This window comes from Brevibacillus sp. (assembly GCF_003521185.1).
Lineage (GTDB): Bacteria > Bacillota > Bacilli > Brevibacillales > Brevibacillaceae > Brevibacillus > Brevibacillus parabrevis.
This window is the reverse complement of the sequence record NZ_DOTK01000044.1, coordinates 1-21098: the sequence shown is the minus strand read 5'-3', so window position 1 is coordinate 21098 and position 21098 is coordinate 1. Positions and strand designations below refer to the sequence as shown.

Here is a 21098-nt window from a genome sequence, read left to right as displayed (position 1 = left end):
TGGAACCGCCCGGCCTTGTTCATTCAGCTTGAATGGGCCGCACACGCCACAGCATTCCGCTTACGTCTGCGGCAGCAAAAATTGTTTCCCGTACTCCCCGTGATCGAGGATCATCGGGTGCTCGATCTGAATCGTCGAATGCTCGATGCCGTACTTTGTTTTCAACAGATGATTGATGCCGAGAATCACGCAATACGGTTGAATATCTTCACGCACGAACACATGCGCCGTCAGCGAATAGTGCTCCGTCGATACCGCCCACAGATGCAGCTCATGCACATCGTAGACTCCTTCCACGCTGGCGAGGTCTGCCCGGATTTGATCCAGGTCAAACTGCTCCGGCACAGACTCCATCAACACAGCGAGAGATTCGCGGATGATTTTAAAGCCGCCCATAAAAATGATGGCCCCGATCACCATACTGATCAACGGGTCGAACAAGTAGTAGCCTGTGAAGTAAATGAGAATAGCCGAAGCGATTACCCCGACAGAGCTGAGCAAATCGCCGATGAAGTGCCACAGCGCGCTTTTTACGTTCAGATTGTTTTCTTCCTTCGTGCTTCTGGAGAGAACGACGGTCAGGACGATATTCACAATCAGCCCGATCGAGGCGATCGTCAACATCAGTCCCAAGTCGACGTCTTGCGGATGAATCATCCGGTTGATCCCTTCGATCGCAATCCCGATGGCAATGACGGCAAGAGCCAGACCGTTCAGAAACGAGGCAATGATTTCAAAGCGCAGAAAGCCAAACGTATACTTTTTGTTCGGCTTGCGCGTCGCCATGTAAATCGCGGTCATGCTCAGGCCGAGGGCGATCACGTCCGAGATCATATGCGCCGAGTCGGACAGGAGCGCGAGCGAGTTGGACAGCAAGCCGCCCACAATTTCGACAATCGTAAAAAACAAAGTCAAGATCAGTGTAATCCACAGCGTTTTCTTCGACTTTTGCTGTTCCTTCACGTGATCGAGATGATGATAGTCAGCATGATTCATAAGAAGCACCCCCATAATCAATATAGAACAATTACAATATAATAATTAATTTAATTATAGAGTGTTCCAGTGATTTCATCAAATGAACATTTTATGGATCATACTACTGATTTTCATTCCCATCCCGGCCATTCTCAATGCTTTGCGCCCCCAAAAGGCAAAAAGGCTTCGCCAGTCGCCGTCGCCTGGCAAAGCCTTCGTTACACCGTCTGAATCAGCTATGTCCTCCTCTACCTGGACACATGCCCTTCCATGATCGGTCGAATATTCCCTTTGTATTGTTCCAGCAAGCGCACAGACTCTTCCCGCGCCAACGCTGTTTTTTTCATGACAATCGCCAGCTTGGCGTCTCCATTCGCTTGCGCCAAAAGCTGCTCCGCTTCTTCCGGCGGCACTTGCGCGGCCTCTGCTACGATCTGCTTGGCTCGCTCCTTCAGCTTTTCATTTGTGATTTGCACGTTCACCATCAAGTTTTTGTACACCTTGCCCAAGCGCACCATGCATGTCGTCGTAATCATGTTCAATACCATTTTTTGCGCAGTCGCCGCCTTCAGCCGCGTAGAGCCTGTTACGACCTCCGGGCCGACCACCACGTTGATCGAGGCGTCCACGCCCTCATTGATTTCGGCAGCAGGGTTGCACGACAAGGAAATGATTTTCGCCTTCAATCGTCCCGCTTCCTCCAGCGCCCCTTTTACATAGGGAGTCCGTCCGCTCGCGGCAATGCCCACTACCGCATCGCCTTCGCGCACGCCATGCGCCACAACATCTTCCTGCCCCAAATGGGCGAGATCCTCTGCGCCCTCGATTGCTTTCACGACCGCTTCCACTCCGCCAGCGATCACGCCTTGCACCAATGCAGGGTCTGTGCCAAAAGTCGGCGGGCACTCCGCAGCATCCAGTAGTCCAAGACGTCCGCTGGTGCCTGCGCCAAAATAAAACAGCCTTCCGCCGTTTTGCAGGCATTCCGCGATCATATCGATTGCCCGAGCAATGGCAGGCAGTTCTTTTTCCACGCAATAAGCGACTTTTTTATCCTCTTCGTTCATGAGTCTGACGATATCGAATGTCGAGAGCAAATCCAAATCTTCGGATTGCTTGTTCTTTGTTTCCGTGGTCAAGCCGCTCAGTTGATTTCTCATGCGCTACCTCCCCGTCAGTTTTGTTTTGTCACTTGTTTTTGCGTCCAAAGTTTCCATGCTGCTCCTACATCCTGACAGGTAATCGACCAGTTGGTTTTTGCTTGCCAAACAATACATCCGCTACGGCTTCGATCGCCAGCTTGCGATGATCGTACACCGCGAGACAAGCATCGACTTCGGGAAATACGCCCAGGTCGTACGGGTTTCGCAGCGCTACCGCGATCACTTTTTTGCCTTGACCGGACAGTTGCTTGACCAACTGCGCTTGCCCTTCGTAAAGATGGGCGTTGTACGTAAAGACAATGACCGTTTCAAAAGGCGCCATCGCGGCAAAAGCTTGCTCTACGTCTTCCCCCGTCGGTTGCAGCGAACGCAGAAAATGGCATTGTACCGGACTATACGCTTGCAAAGACGCTGCCAAAAGTTCCGCTTCCGCCTGCTGATCCTCATCCTCGGCCAACGTCACTCGCCCGACTCGCGGCATGATCACGCCAAGCGTCGCTGCCTGCTTCGGAATGGGGACGATCCCGCGCTCATTTTTCAGCACCGTGACAGCCTGCGCCAGCACTTCCTTCGCCAAATGCTCGTGCCCGGCCCGGTCAAAAGCAGGAGGCGTCGTCGCAGCATACGTCTCCCAGGAAAGAAAACGCCGCTTCAAAGCCAAAACCCGATTGACTGCTTCGTCTACGCGGGCTGGGGAAATCTCGCCGTTTTCAATCGCCTCGACCAGTCGGTCATACGTCTGCCGCTGAACCTCATGCGTATGGGAGACGAGCACCATATCCACGCCAGCGTTGAGCGAAAGCACCGCCGCTTCCGGCACGCCAGTGGAGTTGGCAATCGCCGCCATTTCCAGGCAGTCGGTAATCGCGACTCCGGAAAACCCAAGTTCCCTTCGCAAAATGTCCGTCACGAGCTGCTGCGAGATCGAAGCAGGCAGTCCGCTGGCATCGATGGTCGGCAAGCTGACATGACCAATCATGACCACCGGAGTGCCTGCCTCGATGCAGTGCCGAAACGGAGCCAGCTCGACCTGCGTAAGCCTTTGCCAATCGTGCGGCAAAACCGGAATCGCTTCATGCGAGTCTGTATGCGTGTCTCCATGTCCGGGAAAATGCTTTACTGCCGGAATGACGCCGCTCGCCAGCAAACCGTGCATGGCTGCTTCGCCAAATTGCCCGACTGCCGCTGGGTCAGCCCCAAATGAACGAACGCCGATCACCGGATTTTGCGGGTTGTTGTTCACGTCGATGACAGGAGCAAAATTGACGCCAATTCCCGCCGCTCGCAGCTCCGCGCCTGTCGCTGCGTATATTTGCCGCGCCAAGTCTGGATTTCCCGTCGCTCCGAGCGCCATCGCCCCGGGGAATGCTGTCGCTTCGTGCAGTCTCGACACCACCCCGTTTTCCTGATCCGTCCCGATCAATAGCGGGCAGCAGTGCCCGGCCTCCTTTGCCCAGCCTTGCATCGTGCGCACGCGCTCAAATGTTTCCGCGTGCGCACCGATGTTGCGGCTGAACAAAATGACGTTGCCAATCTGCCGCTCCTTGATCCATTTTTCCATCTCTTGTGGCAGATCGAGCGTCTGGTACCCGATCATCAGCAACTGCCCAACTTTTTGCTCCACACTCATCTGCTCTGCGCGCATGGAGATCCCCCTTCTCACAGCTCCTTGCTGTATTTGGCGTACTGCTTCCAGCTTGAATAGCCGAGCTTGGCGTAAAAGTTCATGAGCGCAGTCCAGTCGATGACAATTTGCCGCACGCCGCGCTTGCGCAGCATGGCAATCCCTGCCTGGACAATCGCCAGTCCCAAACCGCTTCCCCGATGCGCCGGGTCGATGCCAAGCGGCCCGATCCCGCCCAATTCCTGCTCAAACAGCGGCGACCAGTACACGTTTTGGGCAATGAACGGCGAGTTGGCATCGTTAATCCGGCAAAAGCCGACGATTTCTTTTTGCCGCTCCAAAACAACGAACTCGCGCCCGGTTCCCCCGCGCTGAAAATAGTGGATCGCCTCGTACTCCCAGCGCCCCGGAAAGCAGCGGTGCAAAAAGGCCAGAAAAGCTTCCTTGTCTGCTTGCGTCAACAACCGGAAGCAACCGTCGGAAACTTGCGGCAGCGGCGATGCTTCCTCCTCTGCGGCATAGCGGCAGAGCAGATCGTTTTCCAGCGGCTCCAGCAGACTGTATCCTCGCGCGGCAAACCAGTCTTTGACCGCCGTCGATTCATCAGGGATGCCAGGAAAGTAATGATACGGATCGCGCCCCAGCCAAATTTTTTGCACCCCTCGCTGCTGCAAAGCCCGCTCCGCCCGCGTCAGCAGCTCCCCGCCGATTCCTTGCCCGCGAAACTCGTGATCCACCAGCAACACTTGAATCCAGCCGACACCTTTTCCCAGCTGGACATCGAGTTTTTCCTGCCAGCATTTCGCCACAGCGAACCCTGCCGGACGGCGCGTGGCAGAATCGATGGCAATCCAGGAGCCGGCTTGCAGCACGTTTTTGTCTGCGAAGCTGTTTTGCTGAAAAAGCTCGGGCCGCATCGGGAAGCGCTCGCCAAGCTCCTGGTTCCACAGCTCGCACAAAGCATCCAGATACAGCTCGTCTAATGGTACATAAAACATGCGTTTCATCCGCCTCCTATTGCCTCGCCTACTTTAGCCCGGAAGTTTTGGAGCCTTCCACGAAATATTTTTCCGCAAACAAAAAGACGATCAAAATCGGAATCAAACTGATCAACGCCCCGGCGACCAGCAGCTGGTCATCGGTCTTGTACTGTCCGCGCAGCGACAAAATTCCGATCGGCAGCGTAAAATGCTCTTCGGATAGCAAATAAATCACAGGCGCGAGAATCTCGTTCCATTTGCCCATGAACGTAAATACGGCCAGTGTCGCCAGCGCCGGCTTGCACATCGGCAAAAATACCCGCCAGTAAATCTGGAACGGATTGCAGCCATCCAGCTTGGCCGCTTCCTCGTAGTCTTTTGGAATGCTCAAAAATGCTTGCCTCATCAGAAAAATCGCGAACGGCTGTCCCAACCACTCCAAAATCCACAGCGGCGTGAGCGAGTCGAGCATGCCCAAATTTTTGAAGATGATGAACTGCGGGATGATCGTCACAATCCCCGGAATCATCATCGTTCCGAGCACGATCATGAACAGCGTGTCGCGAAACGGAAACTTCAAGCGAGCGAAAGCAAACGCGATCATCGAGCTGGACAACAGCGTACCGACTACGGAAAGAACGGCGACAATCACACTGTTCACCGTATAGCTGCTGAAATTCGCCTGTTCCCACACCTGCGAGTAGTTGCTCCACTTCACAGGGTCAGGCAGCCACTCCGGCGGAAATTGCATGTATTGCTTGTACGTTTTCAACGAGTTGAAGACAGTCGTCAAAAACGGCACAACCATGATCAAAGTGCTGGCGAGAACAAACAGGTATCCGAATAGTTTATTGAGCGGAAAACGCTTTTGCATGGCTACCCCCTTTTCCTCTGCACATCCAGTCAAGTTTAGTCATAGTGAACCCATTTCTTTTGCAATTTGAATTGCACCAAAGTAATCGCCAGCAGGATGAGGAACAACACCCAGGCAATCGCGGAGGCATAGCCCATCTTGTAAAAGCTGAAGCCTTGTCTGAACATGAGCAGCATCAGGACGAGGCTCGCATTGTTGGCGCCGCCCGTCGATCCTGCTTCGGTTGACCCGCCCGTCATGACAAAGATTTGCTCGAAATTTTGAAAAGAGTAGATCGTGTTCAAAATAATGACGAGAAACGTCGTACCGGAAATCATCGGCACAGTCACCCGCCAAAACTTTTGCCAGGCGTTGGCGCCATCAATCGAAGCCGCCTCGTACATGTCATTGGAAATCCCTTGAAGTCCCGCCAAAAAAATAATCATCATGTAGCCGACCGACTTCCAGATCGCGATGAGCACGAGCACCGGAATGACCCACACTTCGTCGATCAGCCAGCTTTGCGGCGCAATCCCGAAGTGGGCGAGAATGGCATTGGCAAAACCGATCCGCTGGTTGAACACCGCATCCGCCACATAGGCAATTACCGTCCAGGAAGAGATCACTGGCAAAAAGTGCGCCATGCGGAACAGCTTTAGCCCTTTCAGCTTTTGGTTCAGCGCGACTGCCAGCAAAAGGGCCAAAAACGTCTTGGCCGGAACGTACAAAAGCGTGAAGTAGACCGTGTTCCACAGCGCCTGGTAAAACAGCGGGTCCGCGAACAGCTTTTCATAGTTGTCCAGGCCAGTCCACTTGGGCGGATTCAAAATATCGTAGTCGGAAAAGCTGAAATACAGGGAAGCAAGGGAAGTTCCTACGACAAACACGAGAAAATGGATCAGGTAGGGGGAGACGAGAAGCAATCCCCATCTCCCCTCGCTGTCCAGCCATTTCCGCTTCTTTTTCACATCAGGCTGTGCCTGTAGCTTGTTCGGTATCTCCAGCATCGCTCGCTACACTTCCTCCCCTGATGGTTTGCTATTGCTTCTTGAAGAAGTCATCCAAAACTTTTTGTACCCCTTGATCGGTTTTCGAGATGTAATCGTCCACACTCATCTTGTCCATGAACAGCTCGGCCAAATTGTCTGTGACGACTTTCAGCCATTCGGCAAAGACGGCATTCGTATCGATCGTTCCGGCGAAGTCCAGGCTATCCAGGAACACTTTTTTGTTGTCGGGCTTGATGCTCGGATTCAGGAACATCTCGGAGTTGGCGACCGATTTTTTCACCGGGATCGCTTCGCCCACCTCTGCCCATTCTTTTTGCGCCTCGTCCGATGTCGTCCAATACGTGATCCATTCCTGGGCTGCTTTGACTTTTTGCTCCTCGGCTTTTTTGTTGATGACCCACGAGTTGGCGATGACAGGCGCAAAACGTTTGCCGTCCGGGCCTTTAGGCATCGGCGCGACATCGTAGTTCAAGCCTGCTCCGTTCATCGAGGTCGTCGCCGCGTAAATGTCGATCTGCATCGCCGTGGCCCCGCTCAAAAACACCTTGAAATTGCTTTGGAACGCTTTCAGCTCTGCCGGGTTGGGGAACAGCTTGCGCTTCATGCCGTCCGCCATCCACTCCACCGCTTTTTTGTTTTCCGGCGAGTCGATGATCGATTGCGTCATCGTCGGATCGAGAACGCCGCCGCCGTACGCTTTCATAATGTTGAACGCACCGCGCGAGCTTCCGAAGAACGTAAATCCGTACTGCTTCACCGCGTTTTTGTCAAAAGCAGGGTCGTCCGCATTTTTCCCGCTCGCATCAAGCGTCAGCTTGGCGGCAGCCGCCTTCAAATCATCCCAGGTCCAGTCAGCCGTCGGATAAGCGACTCCAGCCTTGTCGAACAAATCTTTGTTGTAGAAAAGCGCCCCGACCTGGATGCCCTGCGGCACGCCCCAATATTTGCCGGAAGCGTCTTTGTTGAACTCCACGCCAAGCACTTCGTCTTTGTTGACTTCCTTCGTGACGTAATCGGTAATATCGCGAATCGCTCCGCGCTGGGCAAAGCCGAATACTTTCGTCCCGTCGCTTTGCCAGATGTCAGGCGCATTTCCTGCGGCGATTTGCGTCGTCAGCTTCTGGTAAAAGTCTTCGTAGGGCGCTGTCACTGTCTTGATTTTGATATGCGGGTGAGACTGTTCGAATTTTGCAATAATTTCTTCCATCTTTTTCTTCGTCGGCGGGTCAGAAGTATACCCCATGTACAGCTCCACCTTGTCTCCCTGCTGCGTCGACGATTGGCTACATCCTCCCACGAGCAATGCCGCTGCCAGACTGGCGATCCCTACTACGGATAAAAACTTGCTTTTTTTCATGGAAAGCCTCCCCTTTTCAAAAAATGTCCTTCTCTCTAGCAAAAGAAAAATGATTGCTTTGCCAGCCGTTCGATTCGTCCCGCTGTACCGTGGCTAATGAGCGTCAACCAAAAACTCCCCCTTCGCCTTCTGCTTGCAGCGCCTCTATTGCGAGAATTTACTGGCAATTTGTTACATACCTGTATTATAGACTCTTGAAACAAAATATCAAGATATCTTCTTAATCATAAAATAAAATTTCAAAATTTCTTTTTCGACACCCGCTGTTCGCTTTTCTCGTTCCGTGTCGAGAGCCAACCTTACACCATTGTAATTTTATGTAATCTAAATCGATTTCTTCTCTGCTGCCCGTTGGTTAGTATTTTCCTATTGTCAAAGAAAGGGGCTGGCTATTTTTGAATTTGATGGAACTCAATGTGCAGTGCTTCCGGGCGATCAACGACCTGGGAAAGCAGTATCCAGAACTGAATCCGGCGTTTTACGCCATCGCGGAATATACGGTCTACGCGCTGGCTCTGTGCGCCCTGCTCTACTGGTTCACGCGAGACTCGCAAAATCGCATGATGGTAATCTGTGCGACAGCCACGTTTGTCATGGCGGAGGTGCTCGGAAAACTGGCTGGGACTCTGCATACTAACAACCAGCCATTCGCCGAGCTTGCCAATGTGAATCAGCTGGTGCAAAAAGCCGTAGACAATTCGTTTCCGAGCGACCATACGATCTTGTTTTTCTCTTTCTGTGTCAGCTTTTGGCTGTTCCAAAGAAAAACGGGCATTCTCTGGATGCTGCTCGCTGTGTGCGTAGGTTTGTCCCGCATTTGGGTAGGCGTACACTATCCGGCCGACGTCCTCGTAGGCGCTCTGATCAGCATCGGCTCGGCATTGACCGTCTTCCTGCTGTTGCCGCGCTTCGCTTTTGTACATAGCTTGCTTTCCTTCTATGAAAAAATGGAAAGCGCTATTTTGCCCGTCAAGCCACGCTCCAAAGGATTGTAAAGCAGCACAAAAAAGCCCGAAGCGCGCTCCTTTTGCTCAAAGGAGTGGATGCTTTGGGCTTTTTTGCGATCTCAGCGAATTTTGTTCAAGTTGCTGAAGCCGTAAACGAGTTGAATGACGATCCCGGCTGCCACGACAGGCAAAAACCATTTGCCGAATCCGCCTCCCCACCCCATGGCGATCGAAACCGATTCCAGCAAAATCGCAGAAAACACGATCAGACACATATTTTTTAACTGATTCACTATTTTTCGACTCTGCAAATAAAATTGCTCCGCGTTGGACTCATTGAATCGCTTCGGGTAGTTGTACACTTCCGGATGCTTTTCCAAAAGCTGCATCAAGCCAAAGATGAATGCCCCGATCCCGGGCAAGATGAGCAGCTCCCACTTGGACCCCCAGCGATCCACTTCTCCCACCGCGTCAAAATGGGCTGGAACCTTGTCCGGCAGTTCCCCCCAAACGAACAGCAAAAAGACGATTCCACCGATATAAAAGAAGGCCCCAAGAATGTCCCATATCCATTCGCTTTTCGACTTGGCGATTTCGATTTTTGGGCGTCCCCACCAATCGGACATAGAGATACTCCCTTCTGTTTGTCAAACTGGTTTGACTTTTCTAGAAATTGGAGATAAGATTCATCCAGTTCCGTTTCCCATGAAACCATTTTGCTACATACAAACAGCTACAATAGAAGGAGAGAAAGCCATGGTGCGTCATTCTAATCATAATTTGCAGCCTTTGCAAAATCAACAGGCCCATTTTCGATGTTTTATCGATTCATCCCATGAGCGACAACGGCTTTACAAGCGGACACTCTTGATCGTCGTCATCTCGCAAATTTTTGGCGGCGCCGGACTCGCCGCTGGCGTCACGGTCGGTGCCCTGCTCGCCCAGGACATGCTGGGAACCGAAAGTCTCGCTGGCATTCCCGCTGCCTTGCTTACGCTTGGCTCCGCGCTGGCCGCTCTGTTGGTCGGCAAAATTTCGCAACGCCATGGTCGCCGCTTCGGTCTGGCAGCCGGCTTCCTCGCGGGCGGAATCGGCGCCATCGGGGTGATCCTCGCTGCCATGACGCAAAATATCGTCTTGCTGTTTGCCTCGCTGCTCGTTTACGGCGCCGGGACAGCCACCAACCTGCAAGCCCGCTATGCCGGAACCGATCTGGCCCAGCCGCAGCAGCGCGCGACCGCTGTCAGTACCGCACTCGTTTCTACCACCTTTGGCGCAGTGGCTGGCCCGAATCTGGTGGAAACGATGGGCCGTTTTGCCACTTCCATCGGCGTGCCGCCGCTGGCTGGTCCCTTTATTTTAGGGGCTGCGGCTTTTCTTTGCGCCGGACTGGTCTTTTTGTTCCTGCTTCGCCCAGACCCGCTGCTGGTTGCCCAAGCGATTGCCGATGCCCAGGCCCGCGAAGAGAAACATCCCGAACATCTGGCGGATAGCCAGTCTGTCGCCAACAGCCGCGGCATCATCGTCGGTGCAACGATCATGATTTTGACCCAAATCGTCATGGTTGCGATCATGACGATGACTCCCATCCATATGAAACATCACGGCCATGGCTTGAGCGAAGTCGGTCTCGTCATCAGCGTGCATATTGGCGCCATGTACTTGCCTTCGCTTATGACTGGCATACTCGTGGACAAAATCGGACGCTCTGCCATGGCGCTTGCTGCTGGCATCACGCTGCTCGCGGCAGGAGTGCTCGCTGCTTTGGCCCCTGCTGATTCCATGCTGCTGCTCGTCCTCGCTCTGGCTCTGCTCGGACTCGGCTGGAATTTTGGCCTGATCAGCGGTACGGCCCTGATCGTCGACGCGACTCCGCTCGCTACACGAGCGAAAACCCAAGGAACAGTCGACGTCCTGATCGCCCTTGCCGGAGCATCTGGCGGAGCTTTGTCCGGCATGGTCGTCTCCGGTGCCAGCTACGCCACGCTGTCGCTCGCTGGCGGCTTCCTTTCCCTGTTGCTGATCCCTGTTTTGATCTGGTCGAAAAAGAAGCAAGCGGCAACGCATTCTGAAAACGCACCGCTGGGGTAAGGCAGGCAGCGTTGGACAATTCCCGCAGAAAGAGGCGAAGCTTTTCGCCTCTTTTTGTCATTTTTGCTGCGCTCTCGCCGCTATGCGCGCAGCTCCCCACGCACACATCATGTCGTTTTGTAGAGTTGAAAACTGAATTTTTCGGGCGGCCTTCGTGTTGCCCTACTTCTCTCAGCTCCCTCTCATCAAACCGTACGTGAGGTTTTCCCACATACCGCTTTCCGGGCACGCTTCACACAGAAAAAGAGGCAGAATCTCCCGCCTCTTTTCTTTTGCTCATCAGCAAAAATTAGCCCAGCTTGCTTGCAGCATTCCCGATGACAATTCCGTTTAGCTTGAGCGTGACCGGATTGGCAATCGTGTCGCCGACAGGGCATGTCTTCTCCAAAAACTGAATGAATGCTTCCACTTGCTCTCGGGATGCGTCCGTCTTGATATGAAAGGTGTAGCGAATCTCGGAGTAACCGCGACGCACATCGGATTTGTTCATGAAGCCATCTGTATCGAGGTCGCCTTCTACCTCCACCCAAAAGTCGTCTAGCTGCACACCAAACTTTTTCGCATACGCACGCGCTACAATCGATTGGCACGCGCCAAGGGCGGACAGCACCAATTCGACAGGATTCATCGCTGTATCCGTTCCGCCAAGGCTTCTCGGCTCGTCGACCGTTACCTCGAAGTTTCTGGAATGCGCCTTGACGACCATTCCCTCCTGAAGATGCGCGGTTGCTTTAAATGTTTCAACTGGCATGATCCCACTCCCTTTCCTATCTTTCACATCCTATTGCAAATCTTAACACATTTATCCGATTGTTTTAATATGAATTATTGCAAAATCTTGAAAAGATAAAAAAGATAGCAAGTCGAGATGTTTTGTCGCGAAAACTTTTTATCTATTTGGATTTCCTGTGACCCGATGTACTCTTCTTACGGCTAAGCCAATGGCGGAAACTGCCCTTCATTTCGCACCTCTTCCCGCATGCTGGCATACCATTTCTTTCTTTTTTTGTAACTTTTCAACCTTTCGGGCGTCTTCTTATTGCAGAAAGGATGATTCGATGAAAATAACCCGTATGATTGCTCTAACAACATTGTTTCTTGCTGTCTCACTGTTCCCGTCCCTGGCATTGCCGACAGCAAGCGCAGCAACTGCATCGGCAACAGCCACTCCAACAGACCCGCCAAGCAAAATATACCGGATCGGTCTGGATGGCAAAAAGCAGACGCTCGTCGCTCAATTGCCTGCCGTACACCGCGCGAGCATGTCGCCGAGCGGACGTTTTGTGTACGCCGAAAAGCAAGGATTCACAAACAACGCACCGACCATTCCTTATTTGTACGACACCAAAACCAAGCAGTTCAGCCAGTTGAACGGCTTCGCCAAATGGGCTTCTGGCAAAGATGAGCTGTTAATGGTCGAGCAAGCCAGCTTGTACCGCTACAACCCGCTCACCAAGCAAAAAACGTTGCTTGCCAACGGCACGGCCGACACGCCAATCCTCGATTATGCGATGGCACCAGACGGCCATTACCTCGTCTTTGTGCAAGCCAATCTCAAAGAGCCGGATGCCACCAAACGCTACAAACTGTACTTGCAAGACATGAACTCACTGAAAATGAAGGTAAATGACCAATTTTCGCTCAGTGACGACCAACTCAAAAGCTACATGGTACCAGACTTGTTTTATTGGGTGCCGACATCCAAAAAAGTGCTGTACAAGGCAAACGGAGCGATAAAAGAACTCGATTTGCCAACCGGACTCAAGTACACGTATTCTTTTAAAAACTTCCCCTCGTATTCCAACGATATGAAGCTGCGGTTTGAAGACAAGCAAGGACACGGTTTCATCACCGACCTGCAAACCGGAAAGAGTGTATCGACCCAAAATAATTACACTGCGGACCCAAACGATTTGGAGCGTCAATTGACGAGAATCTACTGGTCGCCGACTGGCCATAACTATGTCGCGGACAAATACTGGCACCCCTCGAACGGTCAAGATTTTTATGCCCAGCTTGTGATCAAAACAACAACCAAATCGTTTGTGTATCCATTCGATAATAGCTTTTACATGAACTCGAGCGACAATATCCAGTTTTTAGGGTGGGCAACTGACGGCAAGTCATTTTTTGTCGGCGATTTGGACTCCGTACACATGAGCCGTTTTGACAAGTGGGAGTATCGGGAGAGATAATCACATACTTCCTCTTCTACGATTCTGATGAATGGGCCTCCACTTTAGCTTATGATCCGGATGGCAACCTCCGCGATGACTTGCTTTCTCTTGAGGAAATTTACGCTATTTTGGATAGCCCTGATGTCAAACCATACAAATCAGAGCTGGAAGATTATAAAAAAGCCAAGCGTGGTCCATATAGTTATGATATGTAGGACAAGAAATCGTGTGCGCATTTATCTGTTGATGGAACGCCGCGGGAAATGATAGCGTTGGATTGTCAACAGTAAATCAGACAACTATTTTAAGGGCTTCTTGGCGATACTGAGCAGGCGTCACATAGCCTAATGTCCCATGAATGCGATGCTTGTTGAACCATTTAACGTAATCGTACAATTCCAGTACCAGATGACGCAGACTCTGGAAGTTCATCTGGTTCACGTTCACGAACTCTGTTTTTATGATTTTGTAGGTGGCTTCAGCCACAGCGTTATCGTCGTCAGAAGAAAATGAGCTGATCGCTTTGCGAAAAGAGAACCAGCGTCTGAAAATGGAGAACGATATTTTAAAGCAAGCCGCGCTGATCATGGGACGAAAGTAGCTATCATCCAGAACAACCGTGATAAATACTCAGTATCAGCAATGTGCGACGTCCTGCAAATCGCAAGAAGTACGTTTTACTATGAAGCGAACGAACAACCAAACGAAGACGATATAACCGAATTGATTGTAGAGATTTTCCACAAAAATCGAAAAGCGTACGGCACACGAAAGATCAAAGTCAAGCTCTAGGAACGCAGATTCGTCGTCTCCAGACGTAGAATTGGTCGTATTATGAAAGAGCAAGGACTCGTTTCCACCTACACCGTGTCTCAATATAAGCCCCATCAAACCGCTTGTAATGAAGCAACGACGGGGAATGTTCTGAACCGAGAGTTCGAGCAGGAGGAAGCCAAACACTTCGTCGTCAGCGCTCTGACGTATGGAAAGGTCCAGAACCGATGGCATTACATTTGTGTGCTGGTTGATTTGTTCAATCGAGAGATCATTGGGCATAGTGCGGGTCCAAACAAGGACGCTGCTCTGATTTCCCGCGCTTTTGCGACGGTACATGGAGATTTACGCTAGATTCAGTGGTTTCATACCGACCGTGGTAGCGAGTTCAAAAATCAAAAGATGGACGAGCTTTTGGAGACGCTTGAAATCGCCCGATCGCTAAGTATGAAGGGCTGTCCGTACGACAACGCTGTGGCTGAAGCCACCTACAAGATCATGAAAACAGAGTTTGTGAACCAGATGAACTTCCAGAGTCTTCGTCATCTGGAGCTGAAATTATACGATTACGTGAACGGGTTTAACAAGCATCGCATTCATGGGACATTAGGCTATATGACGCCTGTTCAGTATCGCCAAGAAGCCCTTAAAAAAGTTGTCTGATTCACTGTTGACAATCCATATTCTGGTTCATTCATAGAGCAGGATTCTCCTAATGCTTTCCTCCCACTATCTTCCCTCTGTTTCTTATGCAACTGAAATGCCTCAAGCTGTTCTGTTTTAGCAATGAACGTAAAGCAATCAAATACAGTCGTGTTAGTTCTGCTTTCATTTCGCTCTCGTGAAGCACCAGTTCCCATAAGAATTCTTCATGTTTTGTCATTGTGCTATTACCTCCTGTGACTTTCGTATTTGGTTGCTCTCGTGGTTTCGTGTCTGTTGTGGTAAAATGTCCTTGGTCGTACATTTGAATGGGTGCGTCACCTAAGAGCGTTGGGCTGCAATGCTATGCCTTGGATTGCTGTACCTTTCGTTCCCAGTATCTGCGCTCGTACTCCTTCGCTTTCAGGCGATTCTCCGGCTTCTGCCGCCATCTGCGCCGATACTCTCGCTCATACTGTCTTCTATATTCCCGACGTGCTTCCAATGCTTCCGGACTTAGGTTCAACATCTCTCTATTCCTCCCTCTGGTTACGTTCTGCCTATAGCGTTGCTGATTGTTTCACGTACTGCGTCTTGAACAGCCGCTCTCAATTCATCTGTAGTGCCTACTCCATTAACTTCAATGACTTCACTATCATCCACGATCTCAATGACGAAGTTGCTGTTATCTTTGCTCGCCTGCATTGCATAGGCTCCCTTCTCTGTAATCAGTTCAATTCATTTGCCTGTTCCCTTGTACCGCTGCAACAGAGCATTCATCATGTCCTGATCCGTTTGTGGTATACGGTTCCTCATCTGCCTGACCCCTCCAGTTCTGCAAGCTGAGTTACTTTTTCAGCCAGTACCTGCCGTGTTTGTTTCAGGCGTTCCTCTGCGTCCTGAACCATTTTTGCCGCCGCTGCCTTTGCATCTTCAAGTTCCTGCTGCTGCCGCGTCAGGACGGTCTGGTTATACTGTACAAGCTGCTTGCAATCTGATGCTTCTTGCTCTAGTCTGTCTATGAGTTCTAGTGCTTGCTGGCGTGGCAGTCCATACTTCTGATCTGCCACCGCATCCAAATGCTTTGCATGTTTCAACAACTGCTGAATCTCTTCGCTAACGTGAAAATCGGTACGTCCTGATCTTTGCAACTCTTCCGCCTGTTCACGCAATTGCCTTGCTTGCTGACAGTAACTGCGAATTTCATTCATAAGCTGCTCGTATGCTGCGCGAGCCTGGGCAATAGACCTCACTTCTTTTTCTACTTCCTGTGCTAGTTGCTCGTTCTTCAACTCTTCTGCCCCTACCTGTTCACGTTTTGCCATTCGTTTCATCCTCCTTTGATTTTGGGCATGCAAAAAAGCTCATTCCTACTCATGGTTCAAGTGGGAAAGAGCTTTTGAAGTTTATCAAGTGTTTGAATTATTTAGTGTTTGGTTTGTTGGTTGTATTGTACGATCTTGTTGTTGGGGTTGTAAATGGGCTTACACAAAAATGTTGACAACCCTTTACTTCTCCTAATCTTTCTTTTGAAAAACATACTTATCTCTCAAATACCTGCGCTGTAAAAATTCTGTAAAAGTATCTGTAATCTTATAGAAACCTTCTTTCTTCTTACCTTCTGAATAAAAATAGACAGGGGGATTCTCACCCTCATCTAATTTAAAGAAACAAAACATACACCCTTGACTCATCCAAAATACAAAATCGTTAGAGGTAAGCTTCAAAGGAACATTATTTTCTTCTAATAATTCCGCTCCCCATTCATTCAATTCAAGCAACTCGTCAATAAAACATGATTCTCCACGTAAAAAAGTATGCTCTGTTCCGCCTCCCATTACTTCAAGAAACTCAATGTATGCTTCAGGAAGTTTATTAGTTCCTATCAACTTCTTCACTTCATTTAATTCTTCCATTGTGCACGGAATCATAGGAATTTTATCATTTTGAAGTTGGATAACAAGTTCATTTAAATATCTCATCGTTATTCTCCTTTATTTTGGAATTACTTCAACACGAACTACCTCGATATTTGGAAATTCTTTCTGGAATTGATCAACCAAATCAATACAATTATCACAATACGGTCTTTCAGAAATAATTTCAATTTTCCCCTTAACATCAGGCTTTTCTTTGTACTTGAGCCTTAAATATTCTACAATTTTTTGTTCAGTATGACTTGTGAATTCGCTAATTGGTCCCTGATAATGATAATCCTCTGGTTGTGGGGGCTTAAAATTGCCCTTATTAAAGTAGTCATTGTCTGTAAACTCTCCACTAACGCTTTCTAAATCTATCTCATCACCATCTATTTTTCCTTTTGCCGCCGCAACGTTCCTTTTCTTCCCAGCAGTATATTTTTTTCTTAGGGATTCGACAAGTTCTCTATCTGCTTGTGTTGTTTCTCTAAAATATCTTCTAACAGGTTCACCCGTCCCCTAAGTTGTAATCTTAAACTTGGGAATAAAGAAGGTGGCAACTGTTTTACCAATCACCACCATTATATCAACTTGCCTGACGCTCTATTAGATTAGCCGCCCGATACTCGGTCTTGTGCTTCATCATGCTGTAAATGATGTTTACGAGCCTTCTCATGACGCATATCAGGGCTTGCTTCTTGGTTTTGCCTTCTGCTAGCTTTCGATGATAGTAGTCGTAGAAGAGGGGATTTCGTTGCTTCTTGTTGTCGCCTTTCGCTACTTGGATTTGTTGAACGGCTAGATTGTGGAATATAGCGTTCAATACCCGATTTCCTTGTCCACTTGCTTGGTCTTTGCCTTTGCCGCCCGAACTAAAGCGAACGGGAGCAATTCCTGCAAAACGTGCTAGCTTGTCAGCGTTGGAGAATCGGCGGATGTCTCCGATTTCGGCAATCAGTTCCGCCGCTGTAACGGTGCTGATTCCATCCATCGACTCTAGCTTGTAGTCCGTCTCAGACAAGACCTGACGAAGCTGTTCTTCTGTCTGCTTAATCAGTTCTCTGCTCCGTTTCATGTCCTGAACCATATTGACAATATTAAAGTCTCTGGACGTTTGAAACTTTCGCTTCGTCTCCCCGTCCTTCTTCACCAGTTCCAATATTTCCTCTGCCTTACGGATAGAACAGGTGTTATGGCTTGCCTTGCGTAGATAGGTTGCCAGTTCATCCGCCCCAACCGATTCCAAGTGATGGGGAGCAGGGTACTTCTCCCAGAAAGCAAGGGCGGCTTTTCCATCTACATCACAGAAGAACTTCTTGTAGGACGGATAGTGGTAGCTTAATTGTTGGTGCAGTTGATTCTTTAATGAACTGGCGTGTTTGACCAGTGCGTTGCGTCTTGCCACCAGTTGCCCGATTGTCCAGTAAATGTCCTGTGGATTCGCATCTGGTAGTTCATCTAACCTTGCAAGCAATACTTTGGCGATGCAATACGCATCCCAACTGTCGCACTTTTGGGTGGTTGCATAACTCTTACGCTCATTATAGGACAGGGCAGAATTGACTTCTTTGACAATTTGCTTCTTCTCAACAAGGTGAACGGCTAGTGCTCTGCCGTTGCCGCCCGTGTCTTCCAATCCATAGACAGGAGTCATTCCTTTTTTGCAATGCTTCTTGACCATCTTCATCAAGTCATCGAAACTGCTTGGCTTGTTGTCGATTTGGATTTCATCCAGTTTCGTATTCCAACAGTCGATGATAACGGCTGTATGGTGGGCTTTGTGTAAATCAAGCCCGACATAAATGTGTTTTTGCTTGTAGTGCATAAAAGAAATCACCCCTGTATACGGATTCTTTGATGATTAGGAGTAAGAATGGGAGCAACCTCAGTTCGAGCGTTAACCTTACGGTTCGCAATGGGACGCAAGCTTCTCCATTCATTTCCTGTTACAGGATGGCTTCATGCAAGCCATCTGCTTGTATATCTCCATAGCGGTATGTGCCGCTATAAAAATCACGTTTGTCCAAAATTCGTTTCACTTGCACTTTGGTAAACAATCTGCCTTGCCCAGTTGTATAGCCTTCTTGGTTCAGTGTTTCGGCTATCTGGGTCAATGACCATGTGGGATACTGTTCCTTGATTTCAAATACTCTACGGACGGTCTGGGCGTGTCTTTCATCTACTTGGATACTTTTCTGACCTTTGTTGCTTTGTATCCGAAGGTAGCCCTTCCACCTGCATAGCCGCCCTGTTGGGCTTTCTTGCTCCGCCCTCTGCTTAGCTTCATGGCGATTTCAAGACGTTGGTATGCGTCTAGCAACTCCATCAAGCCATTTATGAGGAAGTCATTCGGGTCTTTCTTGTAAATGCTGTAGGTGGGCTGTTCAATGCTCCGAACGTCCACCCCATACTTCTTGAACTCTCTGTGAACCAGAACTTTTACGATGTCAGACCGCCATAAACGGCTTGTATGGAGGACAACAACTGCATCAATGGTTTTACTGGCTAGTGCGGCTAACATGCTCTGGAAGCCGATTCTGTCTACCTCAAGAGCATCCTCATTTACCTTCGCCCCACTGATTCCTTCGTCAACATATATGTTCATCAAGTTCCATCCTTGCTCCTGACAATAAGAGCGGATTTCATCTTGTTGGTACGCTAAACTGTAGCCGTCTTTGGCTTGTCCTTGTGTTGATACTCTTACGTAACCGATGACATTCATGGTGTTTCCTCCCCACCGTTACAGAAATCTGAATTATTGTAACGCTTAGTAGATACAACGTAATTATATATCGACTAAGCGTTACAATCAATCATTTCCATAAAGAGTGAGGAAATCGTATAATAAAGTGATAAAGTCTGTTCGGAAGTTGGTGTCAATTTGCCAGTAGTCGTAAAACTGAAAGAGATTCTAGCCCAACGTAATATGTCTCAGCGTGAATTAGCAAGGCTTACTGGGCTACGACCGAATACCATAAGTCATCTATGTTCTAACGAAGTTGACAGAGTACATCTCAGCACCTTTGACATTATCTGCAAGACCTTAAACATTAGCCTGCATGAACTTCTTGTACTGGAAGATGACTAACTCTACCGCAAACTAGAGCACATGTCAGGGTCATTAAATCCTCCCAATGTTGAGCGGCGAGAGCATCAAAGTCTACAAGTTGCTGTGAAGACATGATTTCTTTTATTGATGCTCTATGATGCTTGCTCAATTCATCGGGTGTCATTAAACCGTGTTGCAACGCTAATATCATGGCTCTCTTCTCCGCCCGAACTGTTTGCAACTCTGTGATGACGCTACAAGTGTAGTAATCATTAAATTTGGGCGGATATTGAATGATGCTCTCCAAAGGTATTTTCTCATCGGGTCTGTAAACTAGTTCCACTCTCGTTCGCTCTCCCTCTTCTAGAATCCCCTTCGCTATCTGCTCTGCCTTTTTATCATAATTACGACAAAAGGCATGGGCTTTACTTTCGTCTTTCCGCCCAAAATATCGAGTTCCCTCGTAAATGTTCATGTTCCGCCCTGTATTCGATGCGATGAATACATTGCTCATCGGATAAGGAAAATCAAAAGCCAATTCGCAACGACTAAAATAGACCTTCTGCGTGTGCCTGTACAAAGCTGAAAGCAACTTTTGAAAACGAACCAAGTAGTCAGGATGAGTTTCAATTTGCAAGGTGTATTTTAATGATTTCTTTTGCCGCCACGGTTGGTATCGCAAATAAAGATATGCGTCATCCAAAGCTAAATTCCAATGGTATACATACCCTTTGTGACGTATGGCAGGTTTAATATCAAACCAATCTCGAAACGATAGTGCAAGCTGATTGTAAAAGCTGACCGTCACTCCTTGATACTCAATGGAAACCTTATCAATGGAAAGTTGTACGTTGTTCATGCGTTACCCCCACAGGCAAAACTTTTGACGGATTTGCCGCTTGTATTATATAGATGAGGGAGTCGGTGGCTAGCCTTTCACACGTGACCTTCCCGTTGCAATTATCATTTGATTCCTGACACTCTCTATGGTCGCTATACCATACTCAAAAGTTGCACTGTGTTTCTTTCACCCTATCAATCGTTCTATGTACGTACATCGTTGCAAACATATTTGAAAAAACCGCAAGAAAACGAAGATAACAAAAAACAGGTCTTTTATGGTGGTATCTGACCATAATTGACCTGTTCAATGTAACGATATTACGTTAAATAGGGATACTTTTTGTGAATGCTAATCTAATTCTTGACCACCCAGTGGTACATCGCTCATAAAAAAGTTGACCACCTGAGCACCTATTTCCTGTATCTTGAAGTTGCTGAGACATCAAGGTATAGGAGGAAAGGACATGCTTCAGATGGCTAATTATGAGTTTATCAGGAAACAACACATTCTGCTAGGGAAGCCGATTCGCCAAATTTCTCGAGAAACTGGCTATTCCCGTCAAGTCATACGAAAAGCCTTGAAATCAACGGAGATCCCTGTGTACCAGCTTTCGAAACCGAAACCAGTCATTGATTCCGTGCAGTCCATCATCCTAGAATGGCTGCATCAAGATGAACAGGCTCCTCCCAA

The 21098-nt window shown here is 49.1% G+C and carries 22 protein-coding genes and 3 pseudogenes; 7 read left to right on the top strand and 18 right to left on the bottom strand.

Going from position 1 to position 21098, the window contains the following annotated elements; all coding sequences use genetic code 11:
* Nucleotides 1–60: 60 nt before the first annotated feature.
* The 7 genes from DEP07_RS12895 to DEP07_RS12865 all read right to left on the bottom strand — a co-directional run bounded on the left by DEP07_RS12895 (nucleotide 61) and on the right by DEP07_RS12865 (nucleotide 7965).
* On the bottom strand, nucleotides 61–996 hold the full coding sequence (locus tag DEP07_RS12895; protein ID WP_122964591.1) for a cation diffusion facilitator family transporter: 936 nt from the start codon (nucleotides 994–996) through the stop codon (nucleotides 61–63).
* A 230-nt stretch (nucleotides 997–1226) separates the two neighbouring features.
* Entirely contained in the window at nucleotides 1227–2138 is a 912-nt protein-coding gene (gene murQ / locus DEP07_RS12890; protein ID WP_122964590.1) for an N-acetylmuramic acid 6-phosphate etherase, read from the bottom strand.
* 64 nt (nucleotides 2139–2202) lie between these two features.
* On the bottom strand, nucleotides 2203–3786 hold the full coding sequence (locus DEP07_RS12885) for a glycoside hydrolase family 3 protein (protein WP_173599262.1): 1584 nt from the start codon (nucleotides 3784–3786) through the stop codon (nucleotides 2203–2205).
* 14 nt (nucleotides 3787–3800) lie between these two features.
* Nucleotides 3801–4763: a GNAT family N-acetyltransferase gene (locus DEP07_RS12880; protein ID WP_280648546.1), complete on the bottom strand. Its 963-nt coding sequence runs from the start codon at nucleotides 4761–4763 to the stop codon at nucleotides 3801–3803.
* A 28-nt stretch (nucleotides 4764–4791) separates the two neighbouring features.
* The gene (locus DEP07_RS12875) at nucleotides 4792–5619 is read right to left on the bottom strand and encodes a carbohydrate ABC transporter permease (RefSeq protein ID WP_122964587.1); all 828 of its coding nucleotides are present in this window, start codon (nucleotides 5617–5619) and stop codon (nucleotides 4792–4794) included.
* Between the two features lie 35 nt (nucleotides 5620–5654).
* Nucleotides 5655–6605 (bottom strand): carbohydrate ABC transporter permease, encoded by a 951-nt coding sequence (locus DEP07_RS12870; protein WP_122964586.1) that lies wholly within the window; start codon nucleotides 6603–6605, stop codon nucleotides 5655–5657.
* A 31-nt stretch (nucleotides 6606–6636) separates the two neighbouring features.
* A complete protein-coding gene (locus tag DEP07_RS12865; RefSeq protein WP_122964585.1) occupies nucleotides 6637–7965 on the bottom strand; it encodes an ABC transporter substrate-binding protein in 1329 nt (442 codons plus the stop codon).
* A 395-nt stretch (nucleotides 7966–8360) separates the two neighbouring features.
* Here DEP07_RS12865 and DEP07_RS12860 point away from each other — a divergent pair, with 395 nt between their 5' ends.
* A complete protein-coding gene (locus tag DEP07_RS12860; protein WP_122964584.1) occupies nucleotides 8361–8960 on the top strand; it encodes an undecaprenyl-diphosphatase in 600 nt (199 codons plus the stop codon).
* A 71-nt stretch (nucleotides 8961–9031) separates the two neighbouring features.
* Here DEP07_RS12860 and DEP07_RS12855 read toward each other — a convergent pair whose 3' ends face one another.
* Entirely contained in the window at nucleotides 9032–9538 is a 507-nt protein-coding gene (locus DEP07_RS12855; protein WP_122964583.1) for a DUF1648 domain-containing protein, read from the bottom strand.
* A 130-nt stretch (nucleotides 9539–9668) separates the two neighbouring features.
* On the opposite strand from DEP07_RS12855, the gene DEP07_RS12850 reads away from it, so the two are divergent.
* Nucleotides 9669–11003 carry an MFS transporter gene (locus tag DEP07_RS12850; RefSeq protein ID WP_287102574.1) on the top strand — a complete coding sequence of 445 codons (1335 nt, stop codon included), beginning with the start codon at nucleotides 9669–9671 and terminating at the stop codon, nucleotides 11001–11003.
* Between the two features lie 289 nt (nucleotides 11004–11292).
* On the opposite strand, the gene DEP07_RS12845 is transcribed toward DEP07_RS12850, so the two are convergent.
* Nucleotides 11293–11754 (bottom strand): OsmC family protein, encoded by a 462-nt coding sequence (locus tag DEP07_RS12845; protein ID WP_122964581.1) that lies wholly within the window; start codon nucleotides 11752–11754, stop codon nucleotides 11293–11295.
* Nucleotides 11755–12061: 307 nt separating this feature from the next.
* On the opposite strand from DEP07_RS12845, the gene DEP07_RS12840 reads away from it, so the two are divergent.
* Both DEP07_RS12840 and DEP07_RS12835 read left to right on the top strand, forming a co-directional pair.
* On the top strand, nucleotides 12062–13198 hold the full coding sequence (locus tag DEP07_RS12840) for a TolB family protein (protein ID WP_122964580.1): 1137 nt from the start codon (nucleotides 12062–12064) through the stop codon (nucleotides 13196–13198).
* On the top strand, nucleotides 13177–13395 hold the full coding sequence (locus tag DEP07_RS12835) for a hypothetical protein (RefSeq protein ID WP_141254196.1): 219 nt from the start codon (nucleotides 13177–13179) through the stop codon (nucleotides 13393–13395). Before DEP07_RS12840 ends, DEP07_RS12835 begins: the two co-directional genes overlap by 22 nt.
* Before the next feature lie 76 nt (nucleotides 13396–13471).
* On the opposite strand, the gene DEP07_RS12830 is transcribed toward DEP07_RS12835, so the two are convergent.
* Nucleotides 13472–13666, bottom strand: coding sequence for an IS3 family transposase (locus tag DEP07_RS12830; RefSeq protein WP_425592745.1), 195 nt, complete (start codon nucleotides 13664–13666; stop codon nucleotides 13472–13474).
* A gap of 16 nt (nucleotides 13667–13682) precedes the next feature.
* Here DEP07_RS12830 and DEP07_RS12825 point away from each other — a divergent pair.
* A pseudogene (locus tag DEP07_RS12825) lies at nucleotides 13683–14617 on the top strand (IS3 family transposase); the annotation flags it as partial.
* Nucleotides 14618–14960: 343 nt separating this feature from the next.
* Here DEP07_RS12825 and DEP07_RS12820 read toward each other — a convergent pair.
* The 7 genes and pseudogenes from DEP07_RS12820 to DEP07_RS12790 all read right to left on the bottom strand — a co-directional run bounded on the left by DEP07_RS12820 (nucleotide 14961) and on the right by DEP07_RS12790 (nucleotide 19237).
* Nucleotides 14961–15125 (bottom strand): hypothetical protein, encoded by a 165-nt coding sequence (locus tag DEP07_RS12820; protein WP_167470303.1) that lies wholly within the window; start codon nucleotides 15123–15125, stop codon nucleotides 14961–14963.
* A 20-nt stretch (nucleotides 15126–15145) separates the two neighbouring features.
* Nucleotides 15146–15301, bottom strand: coding sequence for a hypothetical protein (locus DEP07_RS12815; RefSeq protein WP_167470302.1), 156 nt, complete (start codon nucleotides 15299–15301; stop codon nucleotides 15146–15148).
* A 107-nt stretch (nucleotides 15302–15408) separates the two neighbouring features.
* On the bottom strand, nucleotides 15409–15921 hold the full coding sequence (locus DEP07_RS12810) for a hypothetical protein (protein WP_122964576.1): 513 nt from the start codon (nucleotides 15919–15921) through the stop codon (nucleotides 15409–15411).
* A gap of 192 nt (nucleotides 15922–16113) precedes the next feature.
* Nucleotides 16114–16578 (bottom strand): SMI1/KNR4 family protein, encoded by a 465-nt coding sequence (locus DEP07_RS12805; RefSeq protein WP_122964575.1) that lies wholly within the window; start codon nucleotides 16576–16578, stop codon nucleotides 16114–16116.
* Nucleotides 16579–16590: 12 nt separating this feature from the next.
* Nucleotides 16591–16791 (bottom strand): deaminase domain-containing protein, encoded by a 201-nt coding sequence (locus tag DEP07_RS12800; RefSeq protein ID WP_255679264.1) that lies wholly within the window; start codon nucleotides 16789–16791, stop codon nucleotides 16591–16593.
* A gap of 310 nt (nucleotides 16792–17101) precedes the next feature.
* Complete coding sequence (locus tag DEP07_RS12795) at nucleotides 17102–18340, bottom strand: IS110 family transposase (RefSeq protein WP_287102573.1); 1239 nt, start codon at nucleotides 18338–18340, stop codon at nucleotides 17102–17104.
* Between the two features lie 121 nt (nucleotides 18341–18461).
* Nucleotides 18462–19237 (bottom strand): annotated as a pseudogene (locus tag DEP07_RS12790) (recombinase family protein).
* Nucleotides 19238–19396: 159 nt separating this feature from the next.
* On the opposite strand from DEP07_RS12790, the gene DEP07_RS12785 reads away from it, so the two are divergent.
* Nucleotides 19397–19603: a helix-turn-helix domain-containing protein gene (locus DEP07_RS12785; RefSeq protein ID WP_122964573.1), complete on the top strand. Its 207-nt coding sequence runs from the start codon at nucleotides 19397–19399 to the stop codon at nucleotides 19601–19603.
* Here DEP07_RS12785 and DEP07_RS12780 read toward each other — a convergent pair.
* Entirely contained in the window at nucleotides 19566–20423 is an 858-nt protein-coding gene (locus DEP07_RS12780; protein WP_287102572.1) for a replication initiation factor family protein, read from the bottom strand. The genes DEP07_RS12785 and DEP07_RS12780 overlap by 38 nt on opposite strands.
* A 448-nt stretch (nucleotides 20424–20871) precedes the next feature.
* Here DEP07_RS12780 and DEP07_RS12775 point away from each other — a divergent pair.
* Nucleotides 20872–21098: pseudogene (locus DEP07_RS12775) on the top strand (IS21 family transposase); the annotation flags it as partial.

Bases quoted from the DNA above. Each gene is read 5' to 3' on its own strand.
- DEP07_RS12820 (WP_167470303.1), bottom strand. From the start codon at position 15,125: ATGTTGAACCTAAGTCCGGAAGCATTGGAAGCACGTCGGGAATATAGA.
- DEP07_RS12865 (WP_122964585.1), bottom strand. From the start codon at position 7,965: ATGAAAAAAAGCAAGTTTTTATCCGTAGTAGGGATCGCCAGTCTGGCA.
- DEP07_RS12805 (WP_122964575.1), bottom strand. From the start codon at position 16,578: ATGAGATATTTAAATGAACTTGTTATCCAACTTCAAAATGATAAAATT.
- DEP07_RS12810 (WP_122964576.1), bottom strand. From the start codon at position 15,921: ATGGCAAAACGTGAACAGGTAGGGGCAGAAGAGTTGAAGAACGAGCAA.
- DEP07_RS12845 (WP_122964581.1), bottom strand. From the start codon at position 11,754: ATGCCAGTTGAAACATTTAAAGCAACCGCGCATCTTCAGGAGGGAATG.
- DEP07_RS12815 (WP_167470302.1), bottom strand. From the start codon at position 15,301: ATGCAGGCGAGCAAAGATAACAGCAACTTCGTCATTGAGATCGTGGAT.
- DEP07_RS12850 (WP_287102574.1), top strand. From the start codon at position 9,669: ATGGTGCGTCATTCTAATCATAATTTGCAGCCTTTGCAAAATCAACAG.
- DEP07_RS12840 (WP_122964580.1), top strand. From the start codon at position 12,062: ATGAAAATAACCCGTATGATTGCTCTAACAACATTGTTTCTTGCTGTC.
- DEP07_RS12895 (WP_122964591.1), bottom strand. From the start codon at position 996: ATGAATCATGCTGACTATCATCATCTCGATCACGTGAAGGAACAGCAA.
- DEP07_RS12875 (WP_122964587.1), bottom strand. From the start codon at position 5,619: ATGCAAAAGCGTTTTCCGCTCAATAAACTATTCGGATACCTGTTTGTT.
- DEP07_RS12795 (WP_287102573.1), bottom strand. From the start codon at position 18,340: ATGCACTACAAGCAAAAACACATTTATGTCGGGCTTGATTTACACAAA.
- DEP07_RS12855 (WP_122964583.1), bottom strand. From the start codon at position 9,538: ATGTCCGATTGGTGGGGACGCCCAAAAATCGAAATCGCCAAGTCGAAA.
- DEP07_RS12885 (WP_173599262.1), bottom strand. From the start codon at position 3,786: ATGCGCGCAGAGCAGATGAGTGTGGAGCAAAAAGTTGGGCAGTTGCTG.
- murQ (WP_122964590.1), bottom strand. From the start codon at position 2,138: ATGAGAAATCAACTGAGCGGCTTGACCACGGAAACAAAGAACAAGCAA.
- DEP07_RS12880 (WP_280648546.1), bottom strand. From the start codon at position 4,763: ATGTTTTATGTACCATTAGACGAGCTGTATCTGGATGCTTTGTGCGAG.
- DEP07_RS12780 (WP_287102572.1), bottom strand. From the start codon at position 20,423: ATGAACAACGTACAACTTTCCATTGATAAGGTTTCCATTGAGTATCAA.
- DEP07_RS12870 (WP_122964586.1), bottom strand. From the start codon at position 6,605: ATGCTGGAGATACCGAACAAGCTACAGGCACAGCCTGATGTGAAAAAG.